The sequence below is a fragment of the Nocardioides sp. NPDC092400 genome (genome assembly GCF_040684155.1).
GTDB lineage: Bacteria > Actinomycetota > Actinomycetes > Propionibacteriales > Nocardioidaceae > Nocardioides.
Genome location: NZ_JBFBFJ010000002.1, coordinates 520,187 through 540,628, shown reverse-complemented (window position 1 = coordinate 540,628; position 20,442 = coordinate 520,187). Strand labels below are relative to the sequence as shown.

Below are 20,442 nucleotides of genomic sequence, written 5' to 3'. Positions count from 1 at the left end.
TCACGCCGACAGCCACTCCGTCCGCGTGGTGACGGCCGCGAGCCGGTCGGCGTCGGGGGTGACCCCGATGCCGGGTCCCTCGGGCACCGCGAGCGTGCCCTCCTCGAGGACGAACGGGTCGGTGACGTCGGTCGAGTAGTACCGGTCCGAGGCCGAGGTGTCGCCGGGCATCGTGAACCCGGGCAGCGCGGCGAGCGCGACGTTCGCCGCACGGCCGATGCCGGTCTCGAGCATGCCTCCGCACCACACCGGCACGCCGTGGGCGCGGCAGACGTCGTGGATCCGGCGGGCCTCGAGGTAGCCGCCCACCCGCCCGGGCTTGATGTTGACCACCGAGCAGGCGCCGAGCGTGATCGCCGCCGCGGCCGACTGCGCGGAGACGATCGACTCGTCGAGGCACACCGGGGTGGTGATCAGCTGGGCGAGGCGGGCGTGCCCGAGGACGTCCTCCTCCTCGAGCGGCTGCTCGATCAGCAGCAGGTCGAACGGGTCGAGGCGAGCGAGGTGGCGGGCGTCGGCGAGCGTGTACGCCGTGTTGGCGTCGACCTGCAGCAGGACGTCGTCGCCGAACCGCTCCCGGACCGCCCGGACCGGCTCGACGTCCCAGCCGGGCTCGATCTTGAGCTTGATCCGGACGTACCCCTCGGCCAGGTAGCCCTCGACCGCGTCGAGCAGCTGGGGGACGCCGTCCATGATGCCGACCGAGACGCCGGCGGGCACCCGGTCGCGGACCGCGCCGAGCTCGCGCGCGAAGGAGCGGCCGCCGGCGCGCAGCTCGGCGTCCAGGACGCCCATCTCGAGGGCGGCCTTGGCCATCCGGTGGCCCTTGAACGGCGCCAGCACGTCGGCGACCCGGGAGGCGTCGAGCGGGCCGGCCGCGGCGAGGGTCGGCACGAGGTAGCGGCGCAGCACGTCGGCCGCGCCGGCGACGTACTCCGAGGAGTACCGCGGGTCGACCATCGTCACGCACTCCCCCCAGCCCTCGCCGGCGTCGGTGTCGACGCGGAGCACGAGCAGGTCGCGCGTCACCTGGGTCCCGAACGAGGTCCGGAACGGCGACACGAGGGGCATGGACACGTGGAGGAGCTCCACGCCGTTGAGCTTCACAGGTCTCTCCGAACGACGTACCAGCCGGCAGGGTCGAAAGCGGTGATGCGGGCGCCGTCGGCGAGGAGCGCCGCGAGCGCCTCGCGCACGCTGGTCCGCCAGCGGTGCGCGAGCACGGGGTCGGTGACCCGGAGGCCACTGATGTCGCGCGGCACGGCGACGCGGAGGACGGCCGCGTCGAGCCGTCCGGGCACCGGGGAGCCGTCGTCCCCGACACCCACGGCGGTGACCACCTCGCCGTCCGGGCCGTCCGGGCCCTCCGGGCCGGCGGGGAACGGCACCCGGGTACCCGAGCAGGCGGCCACGACGGCCGGGTCGAGCAGGCGCCACCGCACGAGCAGGCGGTCGGTCTCGTCCTGGCCGTTGAGGGAGTCGGGCATCAGGCCGTAGAAGTTGGTGAGGTACTCCACCGGACGCGCGGCCAGCTTGCCGACGTTGAAGTAGGCGTTGCGGCTGACGAGCGGGTCGAAGGTCCAGGCGATGTCGGAGACGCCGCGCAGCAGCGCCCAGCTGCGCTGGTGCAGCTTGAGCGCGAACCCCACGCTGCGGCCCACCACCTCCGGCGAGACACCGGCGATGTGGCTGTGCAGCGCGTCGTCGCCCGGCGCGTGGAAGAACCCCACGCAGGCGCCGACGAGCCGGCCCTCGGCGAAGGCGCCGCCGACGTAGTTGCCCGCCTTGGTGAACGCCCGGAGCAGCTCGAGGGTGACCGGCGGGTTGGTGCTGCGGCCCCAGATGCCGGCGTAGAGGTCGACGACCTGCTCCAGCTCGCCGAGGCCGGCGAGCTCGCGCACGGTCACCCCGGAGGCGAGCGCGGCGGCCTCGGCCACCCGGACGGCCCGGTCCAGCTCGGTCGCCGGCTCGGGTGCCCGCTGCGGTGCGGCGGCGAGGTCGGTCACGTGGCCGATGCTCCCGGCCTTCTCGGGCAGCGTCATGGTCGCGCCCCACAAGTCGCGCGGGCCCGGTTCGTCGGCACGGCCAGCAGGTCCTCGACCAGGGCGCGCAGCAGCGTCGTGCGCCCGACGAGCGGCGCGAGCAGGACGTGCTCGTGGTCGGCGTGCGCCCCACCGCCGACGGCGCCCAGGCCGTCGAGGGTGGGGGTGCCGACGCCGGCGGTGAAGTTCCCGTCCGAGGCGCCCCCGACCGCGGTGGCCTCGAGCGGCGGCAGCCCGAGCCGGGCGGCGAGCCCCTGTGCCCGCTCGAGCAGGGCGGCGGAGGACGACGCCTCCAGCGGCGGCCGGTTGGGGCCGCCGTGGACCTCGACGGCCGCTCCGTCGAGCACCGGCCGCAGCGCGCGGACGGCGTCGTCGACCCGCTGCTGCTCGGCCAGCGAGCGCACCCGGACGTCGACCGCGAACGACCCCTCGGCCGGCACCGTGTTGGTGGTCTGCCCCGAGCGCGCCGCCGTCGGGGTGACCGTCGTGCCTGCGGCCGGGTCGGCCAGCGCGGCCACGGCCAGCGCCTGGTGGGCCAGCTCGAGCGTCGCGTTGACCCCGCGCTCGGGCTCCAGGCCGGCGTGCGCGGCGCGGCCGAGCAGGCGCACGTCGTACAGCGAGACGCCCTTGCGCTCGCTCTTGAGCGCGCCGCCGTCGGCGGCGGCCTCGAGCACCAGCGCGGCGCCGGCGGCGCGGGCCTCCTCCTCGACCAGGCCGCGGGAGCTCGGCGAGCCGAGCTCCTCGTCGCCGGTGACCAGCAGGGTGACCCCGTCCTGGCCGGCGGCGGCGTGGAAGGCCATCGCGAGACCCACCTTCATGTCCAGGCAGCCCGGGCCGCGCAGCACCCCGCCCTCGGCCGCGTCGGTGACGGCGCAGGGGTGGGTGCCCAGGGAGCCGATCGGCCAGACGGTGTCGTGGTGGCCCAGCAGCAGCACCCGGGAGGGACCCTCGCCGAGCCGCCAGCGCAGGTGCGTCCGGCCGTCGAGCACGATCCGCTCCGGGGCCCGGCCCAGCCGGCGCTCGCCGACCCGGGCGACGACGTCCGCGGACCGGGCGACCGCCGCGAGGTCGGTCGAGGGCGACTCGCAGCCGATCAGCTCGCGGGCGTCGGCCAGCAGCTCCTCCAGGTGGTCCATCAGTCGACCCGCGGCGTCGCGCGGGCACCGAAGTGGAGGTACCGCTCGCCGGTGGGCAGCTCGAAGAAGGTGACCGGGAACCACGTCTCGGCGCCCTCGGGCCGGGTGAGGAACATGCCGGGCGAGTAGGCGACCAGCGGGTGCTCCTCCACCGGGTCGGGGACCATCTCGGCCAGCGGCCCGAGGACGGTCGTCCGCAGCCGCGGTCCGGGTCCGCCGTCGAGCACCTCCATCCGGACCCCGGCCCGGGCGTAGGTGCCGACGTACGGCGCGAGGTCGACGTCGGCGGGCGGCTCCGGCGGCACCAGCCGCGGGGTCATCCGCACGCCGGCGAGCTCGTCGAACAGCTCGCGGTAGAGGTCCTCGTAGAGGTCGCGGCTGCCGTCGTTGTTGGTCAGCAGCGTCACCGCGAGGCCGGCCTCCGGCAGGACCCGCAGGAACGCCGCCTGCCCGATGGTGTTGCCGTCGTGGCCGTAGAGCCGGTGGCCGTCCCAGCCGAACCGGATCCAGCCCAGGCCCCAGGAGTCCCCCAGGGAGTGGACGTCGGGCAGGTCGGCCTGATGAGCGGCCATCGCGCGAGCCGACTCCTCGCCGAGGACACGGGTGCCGTCGGGGGCCAGGCCCTCGGTCAGGTGGAGCCGGGCGAAGGCGAGGACGTCCGCGGCGTCGGCGGTGACCAGGCCCGCGGGCCCGACCGACCGCGGCAGCTGCCAGATCGGCACCACCTGCTTGCGACCGTCCTCGGTGGCGTGGCCGACCGCGGCGGCCTGGAGCAGCGCGTCCTCGGGGAGCGTGAGCGCGCGCCGCATGCCCAGGGGGGCGAAGATCCGGTCGCGCATCGCCTGGTCCCAGGTGGTGCCGGTGAGCACCTCGACCACCCGGCCGAGGACCGAGAAGCCGGCGTTGCAGTAGGACCAGGTCGCGCCGAGCGGGTGGTTCTGGGTCTGCTCGTGCAGCAGCGCGACGTACTTCTCCAGGCAGTCGTCGCCGCGGCCGGTGTCGGTGAAGACGTCGCCGTCGATGCCGCTGGTGTGGTTGAGCAGGTGGCGCAGCGTGACCTGCTTGGTGACGTCGGGGTCGGCGAGGCGCAGCTCCGGCAGCACCTCCACCACCGGGGCGTCGAGGTCGGCGAGCCCCTCGTCGACCAGCTGCATCACGAGGGTCGCGGTCCACACCTTGGTGATCGACCCGATCTGGAAGACCGAGTCGGGGGTGACCGGCGCGCCGGTGTCGACGTTGAGGACACCGTGGGTCGCGACGACCACCTCGTCCTCGGCGTCGGGCCCGCCGAGGCGCAGGATGCCCAGCTGCGCCCCGGGCACGCCGTGCTTCTCGGCGAGGGCCGAGAGCCGCCGCTGCCAGTGGCCGAGATCGAGGCGGGGCCGACCGTCGCGGAGGACGTGCTGCTCGACCCAGTCCACGACGCGGCGTGCGTAGTCGAGGCGCTGCGAGGGCCGGCCGAGCAGGATGAAGGCGTGCGCGGCCCCCGGGTAGAGCACGAGCTCGGTGGGCACGCCGCGGTGGCGCAGGGAGGTGTGCCACTGCTGGGCCTGGCCGACCGGGCAGGTGAGGTCCTCGAGGCCGTGCAGCACCAGCGTGGGCGTGGTGACCCGGTCGACGTGGGTGATCGGCGACATCGCGGCGTACGCCTCGGGCTGCTCCCAGGGCGTCCCGCCGAGCTCGTAGGAGCTCATGCAGGTGCCGTCGTCGCAGGTGCCGTACATGCTGACCATGTCGCTCACCACGCCGCCGGCGACGCCGGCCCGGAACCGGTCGTCGTGGGCGGTGAGCCAGCAGGTCGTGAACCCGCCGTAGCTGTAGCCGGTGACCGCCAGCCGGTCGGGGTCGGCGAGGCCCTCGGCGACGAGCGCGTCGATCGGCTCGAGGAAGTCCTGGGCGTCGGCGACCCCCCAGGCCCCGTTGACGCCGTCGTAGAACTCCTCGCCGTAGCCGTCGCTGCCGCGGGGGTTGACCAGCAGCACGACCCAGCCCCGCGCGGCGAGCTCCTGGTGGTAGGGGTGCATCTCGTCGGCGGCGGCGTTCCACGCGTTGTGCGGGCCGCCGTGCACGTCGAGCAGCAGCGGGCGCGGGCCGGAGCGGGCGGGGTCGCGGACCAGCCAGCCCTGGACCTCCACGCCGTCGGAGACGGTGAACGTCCGCTCCTCGGGGACGAACAGCTCGACGTCGGCGAGGCCGGCCCCGTGGTCGGTGAGCACGGTCTCGGTCCCGCTCGCGAGGTCGAGCGCGACCAGCTCGCCGTACGACGTCGGCGTGGTGAGCGCGACGACGGCCGTGCCGCCGACGACCGACAGCCCGGAGACGACCCGCCCCTCGCCGGCGAGGACCGGCGTCGCGGCGGGCGCGGGGTCGGTGGGCTCGAGCGCCCACAGGTGGGTGCAGCCGCGGTCGCGGACGGCGACGAGGACCCGGCCGTCGGCGAGCACGTGCGGCCGGGCGCCGGGGTACGCCGGCCCGCCCGCCATCACGTTGCGGTCCAGGTGGCCGGTCAGGTCGCGGGTCGCGCCGCCGTCCAGCGGCACGCGCAGCAGGTGCTGGTGCCCGACGGGGTCGCCGGGGTGGCCGATGACGAGGAGGCTCCGGCCGTCCGGGGCGTACGACACCGCGCCGGCGAGCCCGTCGGCCAGCGCGACGACCCGGGGCTCGGCCTTGCGGTCCTCGGCGTCGAGCACGTGGACGGCCGTGCGGAACGTGAGGTCGCTGTCGTCGCCGACCTTGCGCAGGAAGGCGATCGAGCGGCCGTCGGGCGACCAGGCCGGCCCGTCGGCGTGCTCACGCCCGTCGGTCAGCTGCCGGCACCGGCCGGAGTCGACGTCGAGCACGTGCAGCTGGCGGCGTGCCGCCCCGAGCAGCCCCGCACCGTCGGACTGGTAGTCCAGGCGCCGGGCGACGAGCGGCTCCGCACCGTCGGTCGGGTCGACCGGGGCCGGGACGAGCAGCCGGGTGCCGTCGGGGCTCCACGCGGGGGTCCCGGCCACGCCGCACGGCAGGTGCCCGACCTGTCGCGGCTCGCCGCCGGTCGCCGCCAGCACGTGCACCTGGCCGTCGCGGACGAACGCGATCCGCGACCCGTCGGGCGACCAGGACGGCGCGGTGTCGGCGGGCCCGGCGGTCAGGGGGCGCGCGTCGCCGCCGGCGGTGCCGACCAGCCAGAGCCGGTCGACGGTGCGGTCCTCGGCCGTGTCGAGGGTCCGGACCACGTGGGCGACGGTGCCGCCGTCCGGGGAGAGCGCCGGCTGGGAGGGCACGGCCAGGGCCGTGAGGTCGTCGATGCGCATGGTGCGGGTCATGGGTGGCTCCTTGGGGAGGCGCTGGAGGTTCCGGGGGTGGCGCCGGGGGTGCTCCCGGAACGGCCGGGGACGGCGGCCAGCAGGTCGCGCGTGTAGGTCTCGGTCGGCTCGGCGAGCACCCGGGCGGTGGGGCCCTGCTCGACGACCACGCCGCGGTGCATGACGGCGACGTACGACGCGACGTACCGCACGACGGCGAGGTTGTGGGAGATGAAGAGCATGGAGAGGCCCAGCTCGCGCTGGAGCTCGCGGACCAGGTTGAGGACCGTGCCCTGCACCGACACGTCGAGCGCCGAGGTGATCTCGTCGGCCACGACGACCGCGGGGCGGGCGGCCAGCGCGCGGGCCAGCGCGACGCGCTGCCGCTGCCCACCGGAGAGCTCCGAGGGGCGCGCGTCCGCGCGGGCCGGGTCCAGGTGCACCAGCTCGAGCAGCCGGCCGACCTCGGCACGCCGCTGGGCGCGGCCGACGTCGCGCGGCATGGCCTCGGCGATGCTCTCCGCGATCGTCATCCGCGGGTCCAGGGAGGAGAACGGGTCCTGGAAGACCATCTGCACCGGGCGGCGCCGGCCACGCGTCGGGACCGGCTCGCCGTCGAGGAGGATCGCCCCGCCGTGGAGCGGGGCCAGCCCGACGGCGGCGCGGGCCAGGGTCGACTTGCCCGAGCCGGACTCCCCGACCAGGCCCACGACCTCGCCGGGCGGGACGACCAGGGAGACCCCGTCCACCACGGTGCTCCGCCCGTAGCGGACCGACACGTCGTCGAAGCGCAGCTCGCTCACGGGACGTCCACCTCCGCCAGCGGACGGGGACCGAGCTCGAGGTCGACCGCCTCGTCGGCGTGCCAGCAGGCGACCCGGTGGGCCGTGCCGTCGGCGACCAGCGGCGGGTCCTCGGTCCGGCACCGGTCGGAGACCAGCGGGCAGCGGGCGGCGTACGGGCAGCCCGGCGGGACGTCGGCGGGATCGACCGGGCGGCCGGGGATCACGGTGAGCGGCCGGTCGAGGTCGGTGTCCATGGCCGGCACGGCGGCGACCAGCGCGCGGGTGTAGGGGTGGCGCGCCGCCGTGGTGAGCTCGGCGGCCGACAGGTCCTCCACGATGCGGCCGGCGTACATCACCAGCACGCGGTCGCAGACGTCGCCGACGACGGTGACGTCGTGGCTGATCAGCACCAGGGCGACGTCGTCGGCGCGGCGGATGGACTGCAGCAGGTCGAGCACCTGCTGCTGGACGGTGACGTCGAGGGCGGTCGTCGGCTCGTCGGCGACGATGAGCGACGGCGTGCCCATCAGGCCCATGCCGATCATCGCGCGCTGGCGCATGCCGCCGGAGAACTCGTGGGGGTACTGGCGCGCCCGCCGCTCGGCCTCGGGGATCCGGACGGCGTCGAGGCGGTCGACGGCGCGGGCGAGCGCCTCGCGCCGGTCCATGCCCTGGTGGTGCCGGGCGACCTCCGCGAGCTGGGTGCCGATGCGGGTGGTCGGGTTGAACGACGACATCGGGTCCTGGAAGACCATCGCCAGCGAGGTGCCGAGGTGGTGGCGGCGCGCCGGGCTGTCCCCCGTCGTGAGGTCCTCGCCGAGGAGGTCCAGCCGGTCCGCCCGGACGTCGGCGTGGTCGTCGAGCAGCTGGGCGACGGCGAGCGCGGTCAGCGACTTGCCGGACCCCGACTCCCCGACGATGCCCACCGCCTCGCCGCGGCGCACCGAGAACGTCACGCCCCGGACCGGCTCCACCGGTGACCCGCCGTCGCGGCCGGGGAACCCCACGCGCAGGTCGCGGACGTCGAGGACCACGTCGGGCGCGCCGGCGTGGGCGTCCGGCTCGGTGACCGGCGCGTGCGGCACGCCGGTCGCGCGGGTCCGACCCCGTCGGGGGGCCGCGGCCAGGTCGCCGGGCGACGCCATGCCGACGGCCTTGGCGACCGACTCGCCCAGCAGGTTGAGCACCAGGCCGGCGAGCAGCACGGCCGCGCCGGGGGCGAAGGCCGCCGCGGGGTTGACGTACAGCGAGCCGACGCCCTCGAACAGCAGCCGCCCCCAGTCGTAGGACGGCGCCTGCACGCCGAGGCCGAGGAAGGAGAGCCCCGCGAAGGAGAGCAGCGCCGAGCCGGCGCCGATCGTGGCGTTGACGATGAGCGGCTCGGCGATGTTCGGCAGCACGTGCCGCACCAGGATGCGCAGCTCGCCGACGCCGGCGACCCGCGCCGCCGAGACGTAGTCCCGGGAGGCCACGCCGGCCACCAGGGTCTGCACCAGGCGGGCGAAGCTGGGCGCGCCGGCGAGGCCGACGGCCAGCACCGCGCCGGTGGCGCCGACGCCGAAGACGACGGCGAAGAACAGCGCGAGCAGCAGCCCGGGGAAGGCGACGGCGATGTTGACGCCCGCGACGACCATCCGTCCCGAGCGGCGCCCGAGCAGCAGCGGGGCGGTGCCGAGGACCAGCCCGACCAGCACGGCGATCGCGGTCGCGCCGAGCGCCAGCTGGAAGGAGAGCCGGGCGGCCACGAGCGTCCGGAGCAGGATGTCGCGGCCGAGGTTGTCGGTGCCGGCCCAGTGCTCGGCGGACGGCCCGGCCAGGATGTCGTCGGTGTCGACGGCGTCCGCGGCGTCGGCCCACAGCAGGGGGGCGACCACGGCCAGGACGAGCATCGCGGCGGTGAGGACCGCGGTGGCCAGGCCCAGCGGCGTGCGCACCACGCCGGCCCAGCGGGGCGGTCGGCGACCGTCTCGGCTCATCAGTCCTCCTTGATCATCGACCGCGGGTCGAGCAGGGCGAGGACCACGTCGACCAGCGTGTTCACGAGCAGCACGCCGATCCCGTAGACGAGGACGATCCCCTGCACGACCGGGTAGTCCTTGTTGAGGATCGAGGAGACGATCGTGCTGCCCAGGCCGGGCCAGGCGAAGACGTTCTCGACCAGGACCGTGCCGGCGACCATCGACCCGAGCAGCAGCCCGCACAGGGTCAGGCTGGCCGTCAGCGCGTTGGGCAGGGCGTGGCGCAGGTGGACGGTGCGGGGCGGCAGGCGCTTGGCGCGCGCCGTACGGATGAAGTCCGCCTGGAGCACGGTGACCATCTCCACGCGCAGGACCCGCGCCAGGATCGCGGCCGGGCCGATCGCCAGCGCGAGGACCGGGAGCACGAGCGAGGAGAGCGTGTCGTTGCCGGCCACCGGCAGCGCGCCGAGCCGGACGCCGAAGACGTAGACCAGCGCGACGCCGACCAGGAAGTCCGGGATCGTGCCGAGCACCACGCTGGTGCCGGTGAAGGCCAGCTCGGTCCGGCGCCCGTGCCCCCGGCGGGTCAGCACGCCGGCGACGACGCCGACCGGCACCGCGACGGCGACCGCCAGCGCGAAGCCGAGGACCGCCAGCCACAGCGTCGCCGGCAGCCGTTGGGCGAGGACGTCGGCGACCGGCACCTGCGAGATCAGCGAGGTGCCGAAGTCACCGGTGACGACGCCGCGCAGGTAGTCCAGGTACTGCACCGGCAGCGGGTCGTCGAGGCCGAGCGCCGCGCGCTTGGCCGCGACGAGGTCCGCGGGCGCGGTGGGCCCGAGGGCTCCGCGCACCGGGTCGCCGGGGATCAGGTGCGTCATCAGGAACGACGCGGTCAGCAGCACCCACAGCGACACCAGCAGCCGGCCCGAGCGTCGCAGCGCGAACCGCAGCCAGGGCCGCGACTCCAGGGTGCGCGCCGGCCGGGCGACGCCCGGGATCGCCGTGGTGGCCACGGCTCACTCGGCCAGCATGCGGATGCTGGTCGGCACCATCTGGCCGGGGTACTCGAACTCCGCACCCTGCTGCCACGTCTTGCCCACGGTGTTGGCGAAGGGCACCACGTCGGCGGCGGCGACCAGGTTCGACTCCGCCTCCAGCCAGGTGTCGCAGCCCTCCTGCCCGACCATCGCCGAGGCGTCCTGGACGCCGGCCTCGTAGTCGTCGTTGGCGATGCCGGCGAAGTTCGTCCCGCCCTCGTCGATGCCGGGCCCGGAGAGGAACGGCACGAGCTGGTCGGGGCTGTTGACGTTGAGCGGCAGCCAGGCGATGTCCCAGTCGCCGGTGCCGAAGACGGTCTGCTGGATCGCCGTGCCGTTCTGCGGCTTGGGCTTCACCGTGACCCCGGCGGCCTTCCACTGCTGCACCGCCAGCTCCGCCGCGGCGCCCACGCCGCTGCCGCCGCTGGGGTCGAAGAGGAAGGTCAGCTCCGGCAGGTCGGCGGCGGAGAGCACCTGCGCGGCGGCGTCGGTGTCCTGCGCTGGGAGCGCCCCGCTCACCGAGTCGCCGGGGCAGGCGACCGGGTCGAGCGCGGCCAGGGTCGTGGCCGGACCGCCCTCGCCGGAGGTGAGCACCCGCTGCAGCTCCTCGAGGTCCAGCGCCTGGGTGAGCGCGAGGCGCACCTCCGGGTCGCTGGTGGCACGGCCCTCGGCCTGGTTGTAGAACTGCTCGCCGCTCAGCGTCGCGGTGTCGTACGACGTCAGGCCGGCGCCCTCGAGCCGCTTGGCGTCGGGCCCGGTGACGACGGCCCCGTTGAGCTGGCCGGACAGCAGCAGGTTCGCGGCGGTCGACTCGTTCTGCACGATCTTGACCACGACGGTGTCGGGCATGCCCTCGGTGTCGGTCGAGGCGCCGTCGGGGCCCCACGTGTAGCCCTCGCGGATGGCGTAGGTGTAGCTGTCGCCCGGCGCCGCCTCGGTGAGCTCGTAGGGACCGGTGCCGTTGCTCTGGTCGGCGAGGGACGCGCGGTCCTCCAGCCCGGCCGCGCAGATGATCGGCACGTTGGCCAGTCCCTGCAGGGCGAACGGCGCCGGCTCGGCGAGCGTCACGGTGACCGTGCCGGCGGCCTCGTCGGCCGTCGCCTCGACCCCGACCGGCAGGAACGTGCCGAGGAAGGGGCTCTTGTTCTTCGGGTCCGCGACGTGCTCGAGATTGGCGACCACGTCGGCCGCGGTCAGCGCCGAGCCGTCGGAGCAGGTGATGCCCTCCTCGAGGGTGAGCTCGATCGTGGTGCCGTCGACCTCCCAGTCCGACGCCAGCCCCGAACGGATCTCGCCGCTCTCGAAGTCGATGTTCAGCAGCCGGTCGTAGGGCAGCTGGCTGACGCTGAACAGCGCGCTGGACACCGACGACTGCGGGTCGAGGTTCCCCGGGTCGGCGTTGATGGCCATCGTGAAGGTCCCGCCGTCCACGACGTCGCCGCCACCGCCACCGCCCTCCCCGCCGCCGCCCGAGCCGCCGCCGGTGGCGCCGCAGCCCACCAGTGCGGCCGCGGCCAGGCACAGTCCCAACGGTGCAGCCATTCGGTTCATCGCGGTTCCCCTGTCGGTGGTGGAGATCTGGGTGGTGCGGGTGGGTGGTGCGGGGGTGGAGGTGCGGGTCAGGCGCGCTGGAAGGCGCGGCCGAGGTGCAGGTAGCGGGCGTGCCCCGAGCCGTCGTCGCCCAGGAAGTTGTGGGGCATGTGCATCCCGCGGTCCGGCTCGAGCGGGATCAGGCTGTCGGGCCCGAAGGGCACCAGCTCGGTCGGCGGCTCCGGGGGCATGTCGGCGAAGACACCCTTGTACACGGTGTCGAGCCAGATCCGCTGGTCGTCGTCCTGGCGCACGACCAGGTCGAGCACCTCGGCGGAGTAGGTGCCGACGTACCGGCTCGCGTCGACCGGCTCGTGCTCGAGCGGCGGCGTGGGCAGCGTGGGGATGGCGGTGCCGCCGAGCTCGGCGACCAGGCGCCCGACGACGTCGTGGTAGAGCGCGAAGACGTCGCCGCCGTTGGTCAGCAGCGCGACGGCCAGGCCGGCCTCGGGCACCATCCGCAGGAAGGCGCTCTGCCCGATGGTGTTGCCGTCGTGGCCCACGACGTCGCCCTCGGGCATGTCGAAGCGCTCGAAGCCCAGGCCCCACGAGGAGCCCATGATCCCGGTGTAGGGGACCTCCACGGCGCGGGCCTGCATCCGCGCGGCGGTCCCGGGGGCGAGCACCTGCTCGCCGGTGGCGGAGCGGCCGTCCTCGAGGTGCATCCGGGCGAAGGTCACCAGGTCGCGCGCCCGCATCGAGAGCATCGTCCCGGCCGGGGAGTTGGACCGGGCCATCGCCCAGATGGGCGCCGGCTCGTACGGCGCGTCGGGCGCCGGCTGGACGTGCCCGACGGCGGCGCGGAAGAGGATCGCCTCGTAGGGGCTGGTCGCGGCGTGGGTGAGCCCGAGCGGTGCGAAGAGGTGCTCGCGCAGGCACGCGTCGTACGTCTTCTCGCGCAGCACCTCGACGAGGCGGCCGAGCAGGCAGTAGCCGGCGTTGTTGTAGGAGAACTGCTGGCCGGGCGGGAAGAGCTGCGGCACGTCGGCCAGCACCTCGACGTACTTCTCGATCGCGTCGTCGCCGGGGCCGGTGTCGGTGAAGATGTCGCCCTCGAACCCCGCGGTGTGGTTCAGCAGCTGGCGCACCGTGATCGACGCGGCGGCGTCGGCGTCGCGCAGCCGCAGCGCCGGCAGGTGCTGCTGGACCCGGTCGTCGAGGTCCAGCAGGCCCTCGTCGACCAGCTGCATGACCAGGGTGCTGGTCCACAGCTTGGTGATCGAGCCGATCTGGAAGACCGAGTCCGTGGTGGCCTCGACGCCGGTGGCCGTGCTGAGGAGGCCGGTCGCGCCGTCGACGACCGCCCCGTCCTTGAGGACGGCCCAGGCTGCGCCCGGGACGTCGTGCTTCGCCAGGAGGGCCGGCATCGACTCGTCGAGCCAGCGCTGCACGTCGCTGAGTGAGGTCACCTCCTGGACGCTAGGAGCCGCCCCCGCCGCCGTGTTGGTCGAGCCGCACGACTTCGGCGGCGCCTGTCTGTCGCCGCCGACAAGGCGCTCGTCACGCCGGCGCCACCTCGGCGTCGAGCACGCCGGCCCGGGACTGGAGCGCGCAGAGGACCGAGCGCACCCGCTGGTCGCGCCCGCGGACCACCGCCTCGAAGCGCAGCCGGCCGCCGTCGTCCTCGACCAGCGACGCGGAGCGGACGTCGAGCGCGCGCCGCGCCATCAGGGAGGAGACCACCAGCAGCGGGGCGTCGCAGGTGGCGTCGAAGACCACGCTGAGCCGCTCCCAGGCGGGCGTCGTCCGGGTCGGCGTCATCGTCATGGCGGCTCCCTCTGTGCGGCGGGGGCTCCCGCCGGGCGATCTGGAGGCCTCAGCGTGCGAGGGCGCTGCAGAGAGGTCAAGCCAGCGCGCGACTAGTGTGCATCCTGCCAACCAGGCGCTCCCCGAGCCGGACGGAAGTGGTCACCGTGCCAACCATCGATCGTCTCGACGTCGAGATCCTCGCCCGGCTCACCGCGAACGCCCGGGTCGGCGTCGCCGAGCTCGCCTCGGCCCTCGGCGTGAGCCGCACGACGGTGCAGCTGCGGATGCGCCGGCTCGAGACCGAGGGGATCCTGCTCGGCTTCCAACCGGTCATCGACCTCTCCCGCGTGGGGCTCCCGGTGCGGGCCACGGTCACCCTCGAGATCGACCAGCGGCTGATGGGCGCGATCGTCGAGGGGCTCAGCGCCCTGCCCGAGGTGCTGGAGGTCCGCATCCAGGCCGGCCGCGAGGACCTCCTGGCCCAGGTCGCGATCGCCTCCCTCGAGGAGCTGCAGCAGCTGACCGCCTCGATCGTCGCGATCGACGGCGTCCGCAAGACCACCTCGACGTTCACCGTCGCCACCCCGGTCCCCCACCGCGTGCAGCCGCTGCTGGACAAGCTCACCCGCACCGCCGGCTGGGGACGCTCCACCCCCACCGCCCCGGGCGGGTGAGCGGCCGGATCCGCCTCGACCCCCGTCAGGGGACGTGGGCCGTCGCGGCGTCCTGGGCGGAGCGGGGCCGGAGGTCCAGGGTCCGGAGGCGAGGTCGGCGACGACGAGCAGCAGCACCCCGACCATCGCGTCGAGCCACCAGTGGTTGGCCGTCACCACCACGATCGCGGTGGTGAGCACCGCGTGGCCGGCCGCGACGACCGCCAGCCACCGCGGACCGGTCCGCGCGACGACGTACGCGATCAGCACCGCCCAGCCGACGTGGAGGCTGGGCATGGCGGCGAACTGGTTGGCGACGTCCGCGCTGGCGCCCTCGTACGGCGAGGGGCCGAAGCGCGTCATCGTGTCGACGAACCCCAGCTCGGGGAACATCCGCGGCGGCGCGAGCGGGAACAGCGTGTGGATGGCCAGCGCCGCGCCGGTCTGGATGGTCAGCAGGTTGCGGGCCCACCGGTACTCCGCGCGCGAGCGGCGCGCGAAGCCCCAGACGAGGAACGCGACCATCAACGGGAAGTGCACGGCGGTGTAGTAGCTGTTCGCCGCCCGGAACAGCGCCTCGGACGCCACCGCCGCCTGGATCGCCGCCTCCGACGGCAGCCGCAGGACCGTCTCGGCGTGGTGCACGAGCTCCCCGTGCTGCAGCGCGAGGGACTCGCGGCCGGCGATCAGCCCGCGGCCCGCCTTGTAGAGCCCGAAGAGCACCAGCACGAGCAGCAGCTCGGCGGCCGCGTCCCGGACGAGTCGCAGCCGCGACCGGCTCGGAGGGGCGGTCGGTTCGGCGGCGAGGTCGGTGCGGACGGCGGACATGGTGTGGCGGCGGGCTCCCGTGCGGACGGCGATGTCGACCTCCCACTGTGGGCTCGCCCGGCCCGGTCCGTCCAGGGCGGACACCCGTCTGCTTGGTCACCAGCCCGGTGCAACGCCGGAACGGCCCGCTCAGCCGGGCTGGTGCTGCAGCCGCCCGAGCGGGGCCGCGGCGTTCACGGCCTCGTCGAGCAGGTCGGCGGCCACGCGGGCCGCCTGGACCCGGATCTCCGGGATCGCCGTGGACTCCCAGAGCTCTCCGCGCCGCAGGGCGCCCAGCGTCCACACCGGCTGCAGGTCGCCGGTCGCGTCGACGACCCGGCCGTCCAGCGTCGCGAGCCCCAGGCCGAGCGGGTCGGTCGCGGCGAGGGCGGACGTGCCGTCCAGCCCGAGCAACGAGTCCAGGACCGGGTCGCCGAGGCGGCGCAGGTCCGAGCGCGGGCCGGTGCAGTTGACCAGCCAGCGGGCGGTGACCCGCTCGCCTCCGGCGAGCTCCACGACCCAGCCGTCGCGGGCGGGCTCGACGCCGACGACGCCGCCGGCGCGGACCTCCAGGCGGCCCTCCTCGGCGGCCTCGTCGACCACCGACGCGGTCGACGGGGGCATCCGGTGTCGGTGCACCCCCCAGGTCCCCGCCACCTCGCGGAGGAACGTCGCCCGGTCGGCGGCGTCCAGCCGCGCCCAGAGGTCGGCCACGCGGTAGCGGATGCCGTCGACCGCGGGTCGCCAGTCGCCCCGGGTGGCCACGACGTCGTCGAGGTGCTCGGCGACCGCCGCGCGCACCTCGGCGAGCGTGCCGCCCCAGCCGGTCACGTCCGGGACGACCTCGCCGAGGTAGCTCCCGGCGTGCGGCTGGGGCAGCCGGCCGGCGCGCGAGCAGGCGACCACGCGGCGCTCCGGCGAGGACCCGAGGATGCTCACGGCCACGTCCACCATCGTCAGGCCGGTCCCGACCACGACGACGTCGCCGCCACCGTCCACGACCGGCGCGAGCGCGCCGGGGAGCCAGGGGTCGGCGACGTACCGCTCCTGGCCGGTGAGGTCGCGGGGCGCCCAGTCCTCGCCGACGCTCGGCAGCCCGGTGGCGAGCACCAGCCGGTCGCCGTCGACGACGGCGCCGTCCGCGAGGGTCACCCGGACGCCGTCGCCGACGCGGTCGACGGCGGTCGCGGCGCACCGCACGTGCCGCACGGAGACCAGGTCGCCGGCGTCCGCGAGGGCCGCCGCGAGCCGCTCGCGCAGGTAGCGCGCCCACTCGCGCCGCGGTGCGAACCAGTACGGCGCCGCCCCCTCGGCCAGCAGGCCCTGGGTCACGCACCAGTCGACGAAGTCGAAGCGGTGCTCGGCGTCCACGGACATGCCGGACGCCGGGACGTTGAGCAGGTGGCGCGGGTCGGTCGTGCTGAACGCCGCGCCGCTGACCTGCTCGCCCGGGTCCAGCAGGACCACGTCGACCGGCTCGAGGGGGCCCCCGCGCCCGTCCCGGTGCGCCACCGCGCCGCGGGCGAGGTGGAGCAGCACCAGCGATCCGGCCGCGCCGCCGCCGACGACCACGACGCGCATCAGCGGGACCTCCGGAGCGAGGACGGGACGACGTGTTCCAAAGTCACCTTGTTCACTCTACTCCAGCGACTTGGTGACAGCACCGGCCGGCGGCCCGGCGCGTCGGCCGCTCGTCGTGGACGTCCCTACCGCTCCGGGTCGACGGGGTCCGTGCGCGGCTTCCGGCTCGATCCCGCGCCGGCCCCGATCGCGAGGCCGACCCCGATGCCGATGGCGACGAAGGCGGCGTTGCCGGTCATCACGAAGAGCCCGATGCCGAGCGCGGCGCCCACGCCCAGCCCGTTCTCCGCCGGGGTCGACTCCCTGCCTCTCCAGTCCATGCCGGCGACCGTACGGCACCGCCCCCGGGCGCCCCGGACGACGAGGAGCCGCGTGCGCGGCTACTCCGCGCGCCCGGCGGGGCCCGGCGCGCGCCACCGGCGCACGGCGAGCACGAGCCAGAACACCGCCACGGCCGCCCACGCGACCGCCCGGAGCACGTCCCCGTCCTGGACCTGTCCGACGAGGACGACCAGGCTGGACACCACCAGCACGGTCAGCAGGAGCCGCTCGGCGCGCTCGCCCACCGCCGAGTCACCCGGCCGGGTGGAAGCGGTAGCCCATGCCGGGCTCGGTGGTGAACAGCCGCGGGTGCGCCGGGTCCGCCTCGAGCTTGCGGCGGATGCTGGCCAGGTGCACGCGCAGGTAGTTCGTCTGCCGCGCGTACGCCGGCCCCCACACCTCGTGCAGCAGCGTCGACTGGCGGACGAGCCGGCCGCCGCCGCGGACCAGCTGCTCGACGATGCGCCACTCGATCGGGGTCAGGTGGACCTCGACGCCGTCGCGCAGCGCGCGGGAGTCGGTCACGTCCAGCACCAGCCCGTCGACCTCCACGCGCAGGGGCGGCTCCGCGGTGCCGGCCCGCCGGGCCGCCGCCCGGACCCGGGCCAGCAGCTCCTCGACCGAGAACGGCTTGGTGATGAAGTCGTCGGCGCCGAGGTCGAGGGCCTCCACCTTGTCGTCGGAGCCGGTGCGCGCCGAGACCACGATCACCGGGACCTGGCTCACGGCCCGCAGCCCGCGCAGCACCGCGGTGCCGTCCAGGTCGGGCAGGCCCAGGTCGAGCAGGACGACGTCGGGCTCGCGCTCCCCGACGACCTGCAGGGCCGAGCGACCGTCGGCCGCCGTCTCGACCTCGTAGTCACGCGCGCGCAGGTTGATCGAGAGGGTGCGACGCATCGCGGGGTCGTCGTCGACGACGAGGACGAAGGTCATGGCTGCTCCTCGCAGGGCACTGGGACCGGCGCCTGCATCTCGAGGACGAAGGTCAGGCCCCCGCCCGGCGTCTCCTCGGTGCTGATCGTGCCACCCATGGCCTCGGTGAAGCCCCGGGCCACGGCCAGCCCGAGCCCGACGCCGTCCCTGCCGGGGACGTCGCCGAGCCGCTGGAACGGCGCGAAGATCCGCTCGTGGTCCTCGCCGCCGACCCCGGGCCCGCTGTCGGCGATGCGCAGGGTGACCCGCTCGGGCCCGACGGCGGCGTCGATCCGGATCCCCGCCTCGGGCGGGGTGTACTTCAGCGCGTTGTCGCAGATGTTGGCCACCACCCGGTCGAGGAGGCCGGCGTCGGCCAGCACCGCGACGTCGTCGGCCACCTCGACCAGGACCCGGCCGCCGCCGTCGAGCACCCCGACGGCGCCGCGCACGACCGAGGCGAGCGAGACCTCGGCGAGGGCCACCCGCAGCGTGCCGGTGGCCAGCCGGCTCATGTCGAGCAGGTTGGAGACCAGTGCCGCGAGGTGGTCGGTGGAGTCCTCGATCGTCTCCAGGAGGTCGGTGCGGTCCTGGTCGGACAGCCGCAGCTCGGGGGTCCGCAGGGTGGAGACCGCGACCTTCACCGCCGCCAGCGGCGAGCGGAGGTCGTGGGACACCGCGGCGAGCAGGGCGGTGCGGGTCCGGTCGGTCTCGGCGAGCCGCAGCCGCTCGACCTCCGCGGACGTCGCGCGGCGGCGGTCGTCCATGACGCGGGCGTACGCCGCGTAGGCGTTGAACAGCCCACGGTCGGTCGCCGGGAGGTCGGCGCCGGCGAGCACCAGCGTCGTGCGCTCGTCGATCGCGGCGACCATGGCCGCGCCCTCCGGCGTCGTCGGCACGTCGCCGTGCCCGGCGACCACCTCCTCGGCGCCGTCGTCGCCGCGGCGCAGGACGGCGGCCCCACGGGCACCGAAGAGCTCGCAGGAGGAGGCGAGCAGCCCGTCGAGGTCGTCGCTGGCGGTCAGCAGGCTGTGCGAGAGCGCGGTGAGGGCGTCGGCCTCGGCGCGCGCCCGCACCGCCTGGGCGGTGCGCCGCGCAGCGGTGTCGACCACGGTGGCGACCGCGATGCCGACCAGCACGAAGATCAGGATCGCGACCGCGTTCTCCGGCTCGTCGATGGTGAGCGTGTAGAGCGGCGGGGTGAACAGCACGTTGAGCAGCACGCCGCTGCCCACCGCGGAGACGACGGCCGGGAACAGCCCGCCGACCAGCGCGGTGGCGACCACGACGACCATGAGCACCATCGCCTCGGTGGGCAGCCCGTGCACCTCGTCGGTCCAGGCCAGCAGGGCGCTGACCAGCAGCGGCCCCAGCACGCCGAGCACGAACCCGGCCAGGCGGCGGCGCCGGCTCAGCGCCTCCGGCGGCCGCCACGTCGTCCGGGCCCGCGCGTGGTCGTGGGTGACGATGTGGATGTCGATGTCGCCCGCCCCGGCGATCACCCGCTCCCCCACGCCGGGCCGCAGCAGGGTGGAGACCCGGCCGCGCCGGCTGGCGCCGACGATGAGCTGCGTGGCGTTCTCCGCGCGGGCGAAGGCGAGGATCGCCTCGGCCGGGTCGTCCCCGACCGCGGTGTGCAGCGTGCCGCCGAGGTCCTCGGCCTTGGCCCGCAGCGCCGCCAGCCGGTCCGGCGAGGTGGCGCTCAGCCCGTCGTTGCGGGCGACGTACAGCGCCCGCCACTCGGTGCCGGACCCCCGCGACGCGATCCGGGCGGCGCGCCGCATCAGCGTCGCCGACTCCGGGCCGCCGGTGACGGGGACGACCAGGCGCTCGCGCGCCGGCCACGTGGAGTCGATGCGGTGCTGGCTGCGGTAGCGCTCCATCCCCTCCTCGACCCGGTCGGCCAGCCACAGCAGGGCCAGCTCCCGCAGCGCGGTCAGGTTGCCCTCGCGGAAGTACTTCGCCAGGGCGGCGTCGACCTTCTCGGGGGCGTAGACGTTGCCGTGCGCCATCCGCCGGCGCAGCGCCTGCGGGCTCATGTCGACCAGCTCGATCTGGTCCGCCGAGCGCACCACCTCGTCCGGCACGGTCTCCCGCTGCCGGACGCCGGTGATGGCCTCCGTGGCGTCGTTGAGCGACTCCAGGTGCTGGATGTTGACCGTCGTGACGACCTCGATGCCCGCCGCCCGGATCGCCTCGATGTCCTGCCACCGCTTCTCGAAGCGGCTGCCGGGGACGTTGGTGTGGGCGAGCTCGTCGACGAGCACCACGGCCGGCGACCGGGCCAGGACGGCGTCGAGGTCCATCTCCTCGTGCGCCATGCCCCGGTAGGTCATCGTGCGGCGCGGGACCACCTCGAGCCCCTCGACGGCCTCGACCGTCCGGGGCCGCTGGTGGGTCTCGACGTACCCGACCACCACGTCGGTGCCCCGCTCGAGGCGCCGGTGGCCCTCGTCGAGCATCGCCATCGTCTTGCCGACGCCCGGCGCAGCGCCGAGGTAGACGCGCAGCCGGCCTCGCTCGGGGCGCGCGGCGCCGTCCCCCCTGCCGCCCACGCCGTCCTCCACGGGCTCCATCCTGC

General features: G+C 75.2%; 16 protein-coding genes and 1 pseudogene. 1 reads left to right on the top strand and 16 read right to left on the bottom strand.

Annotated features, from left to right (window positions below):
* The 10 genes from menC to AB0N29_RS10000 all read right to left on the bottom strand — a co-directional run bounded on the left by menC (position 1) and on the right by AB0N29_RS10000 (position 13,605).
* A complete protein-coding gene (gene menC, locus AB0N29_RS10045; protein ID WP_302269391.1) occupies positions 1 to 1,107 on the bottom strand; it encodes an o-succinylbenzoate synthase in 1,107 nt (368 codons plus the stop codon).
* Complete coding sequence (locus tag AB0N29_RS10040) at positions 1,104 to 2,042, bottom strand: GNAT family N-acetyltransferase (RefSeq protein WP_302269390.1); 939 nt, start codon at positions 2,040 to 2,042, stop codon at positions 1,104 to 1,106. Before AB0N29_RS10040 ends, menC begins: the two co-directional genes overlap by 4 nt.
* Positions 2,039 to 3,178 (bottom strand): M20/M25/M40 family metallo-hydrolase, encoded by a 1,140-nt coding sequence (locus AB0N29_RS10035; RefSeq protein ID WP_364866314.1) that lies wholly within the window; start codon positions 3,176 to 3,178, stop codon positions 2,039 to 2,041. Before AB0N29_RS10035 ends, AB0N29_RS10040 begins: the two co-directional genes overlap by 4 nt.
* Positions 3,178 to 6,486, bottom strand: a complete 3,309-nt coding sequence (locus tag AB0N29_RS10030; protein WP_364866312.1) for a serine hydrolase — start codon at positions 6,484 to 6,486, stop codon at positions 3,178 to 3,180. Before AB0N29_RS10030 ends, AB0N29_RS10035 begins: the two co-directional genes overlap by 1 nt.
* The gene (locus AB0N29_RS10025) at positions 6,483 to 7,268 is read right to left on the bottom strand and encodes an ATP-binding cassette domain-containing protein (RefSeq protein ID WP_364866310.1); all 786 of its coding nucleotides are present in this window, start codon (positions 7,266 to 7,268) and stop codon (positions 6,483 to 6,485) included. Before AB0N29_RS10025 ends, AB0N29_RS10030 begins: the two co-directional genes overlap by 4 nt.
* Entirely contained in the window at positions 7,265 to 9,226 is a 1,962-nt protein-coding gene (locus AB0N29_RS10020) for a dipeptide/oligopeptide/nickel ABC transporter permease/ATP-binding protein (protein WP_302269385.1), read from the bottom strand. Before AB0N29_RS10020 ends, AB0N29_RS10025 begins: the two co-directional genes overlap by 4 nt.
* A complete protein-coding gene (locus AB0N29_RS10015; RefSeq protein WP_364866307.1) occupies positions 9,226 to 10,224 on the bottom strand; it encodes an ABC transporter permease in 999 nt (332 codons plus the stop codon). The genes AB0N29_RS10020 and AB0N29_RS10015 overlap by 1 nt, the downstream gene beginning before the upstream one ends.
* 3 nt (positions 10,225 to 10,227) lie before the next feature.
* The gene (locus AB0N29_RS10010) at positions 10,228 to 11,790 is read right to left on the bottom strand and encodes an ABC transporter substrate-binding protein (RefSeq protein ID WP_364866305.1); all 1,563 of its coding nucleotides are present in this window, start codon (positions 11,788 to 11,790) and stop codon (positions 10,228 to 10,230) included.
* 77 nt (positions 11,791 to 11,867) lie between these two features.
* Entirely contained in the window at positions 11,868 to 13,247 is a 1,380-nt protein-coding gene (locus tag AB0N29_RS10005) for a serine hydrolase domain-containing protein (RefSeq protein WP_302269381.1), read from the bottom strand.
* Positions 13,248 to 13,338: 91 nt separating this feature from the next.
* Positions 13,339 to 13,605, bottom strand: a complete 267-nt coding sequence (locus tag AB0N29_RS10000; RefSeq protein WP_302269380.1) for a hypothetical protein — start codon at positions 13,603 to 13,605, stop codon at positions 13,339 to 13,341.
* Between the two features lie 146 nt (positions 13,606 to 13,751).
* On the opposite strand from AB0N29_RS10000, the gene AB0N29_RS09995 reads away from it, so the two are divergent.
* On the top strand, positions 13,752 to 14,261 hold the full coding sequence (locus AB0N29_RS09995) for an Lrp/AsnC family transcriptional regulator (RefSeq protein ID WP_302269379.1): 510 nt from the start codon (positions 13,752 to 13,754) through the stop codon (positions 14,259 to 14,261).
* Between the two features lie 156 nt (positions 14,262 to 14,417).
* Here AB0N29_RS09995 and AB0N29_RS09990 read toward each other — a convergent pair.
* From AB0N29_RS09990 to AB0N29_RS09965, 6 genes and pseudogenes are all read right to left on the bottom strand, one after another.
* Positions 14,418 to 15,068 (bottom strand): annotated as a pseudogene (locus AB0N29_RS09990) (phosphatase PAP2 family protein); the annotation flags it as partial.
* 129 nt (positions 15,069 to 15,197) lie between these two features.
* On the bottom strand, positions 15,198 to 16,628 hold the full coding sequence (locus tag AB0N29_RS09985) for an FAD/NAD(P)-binding protein (RefSeq protein ID WP_364866301.1): 1,431 nt from the start codon (positions 16,626 to 16,628) through the stop codon (positions 15,198 to 15,200).
* A 125-nt stretch (positions 16,629 to 16,753) separates the two neighbouring features.
* On the bottom strand, positions 16,754 to 16,948 hold the full coding sequence (locus tag AB0N29_RS09980) for a hypothetical protein (RefSeq protein ID WP_364866299.1): 195 nt from the start codon (positions 16,946 to 16,948) through the stop codon (positions 16,754 to 16,756).
* A 60-nt stretch (positions 16,949 to 17,008) separates the two neighbouring features.
* Entirely contained in the window at positions 17,009 to 17,194 is a 186-nt protein-coding gene (locus AB0N29_RS09975; RefSeq protein ID WP_364866297.1) for a hypothetical protein, read from the bottom strand.
* Positions 17,195 to 17,201: 7 nt separating this feature from the next.
* Entirely contained in the window at positions 17,202 to 17,882 is a 681-nt protein-coding gene (locus AB0N29_RS09970) for a response regulator (protein ID WP_302269373.1), read from the bottom strand.
* On the bottom strand, positions 17,879 to 20,428 hold the full coding sequence (locus AB0N29_RS09965) for an ATP-binding protein (protein ID WP_364866294.1): 2,550 nt from the start codon (positions 20,426 to 20,428) through the stop codon (positions 17,879 to 17,881). The genes AB0N29_RS09970 and AB0N29_RS09965 overlap by 4 nt, the downstream gene beginning before the upstream one ends.
* Between the last annotated feature and the right edge of the window lie 14 nt (positions 20,429 to 20,442).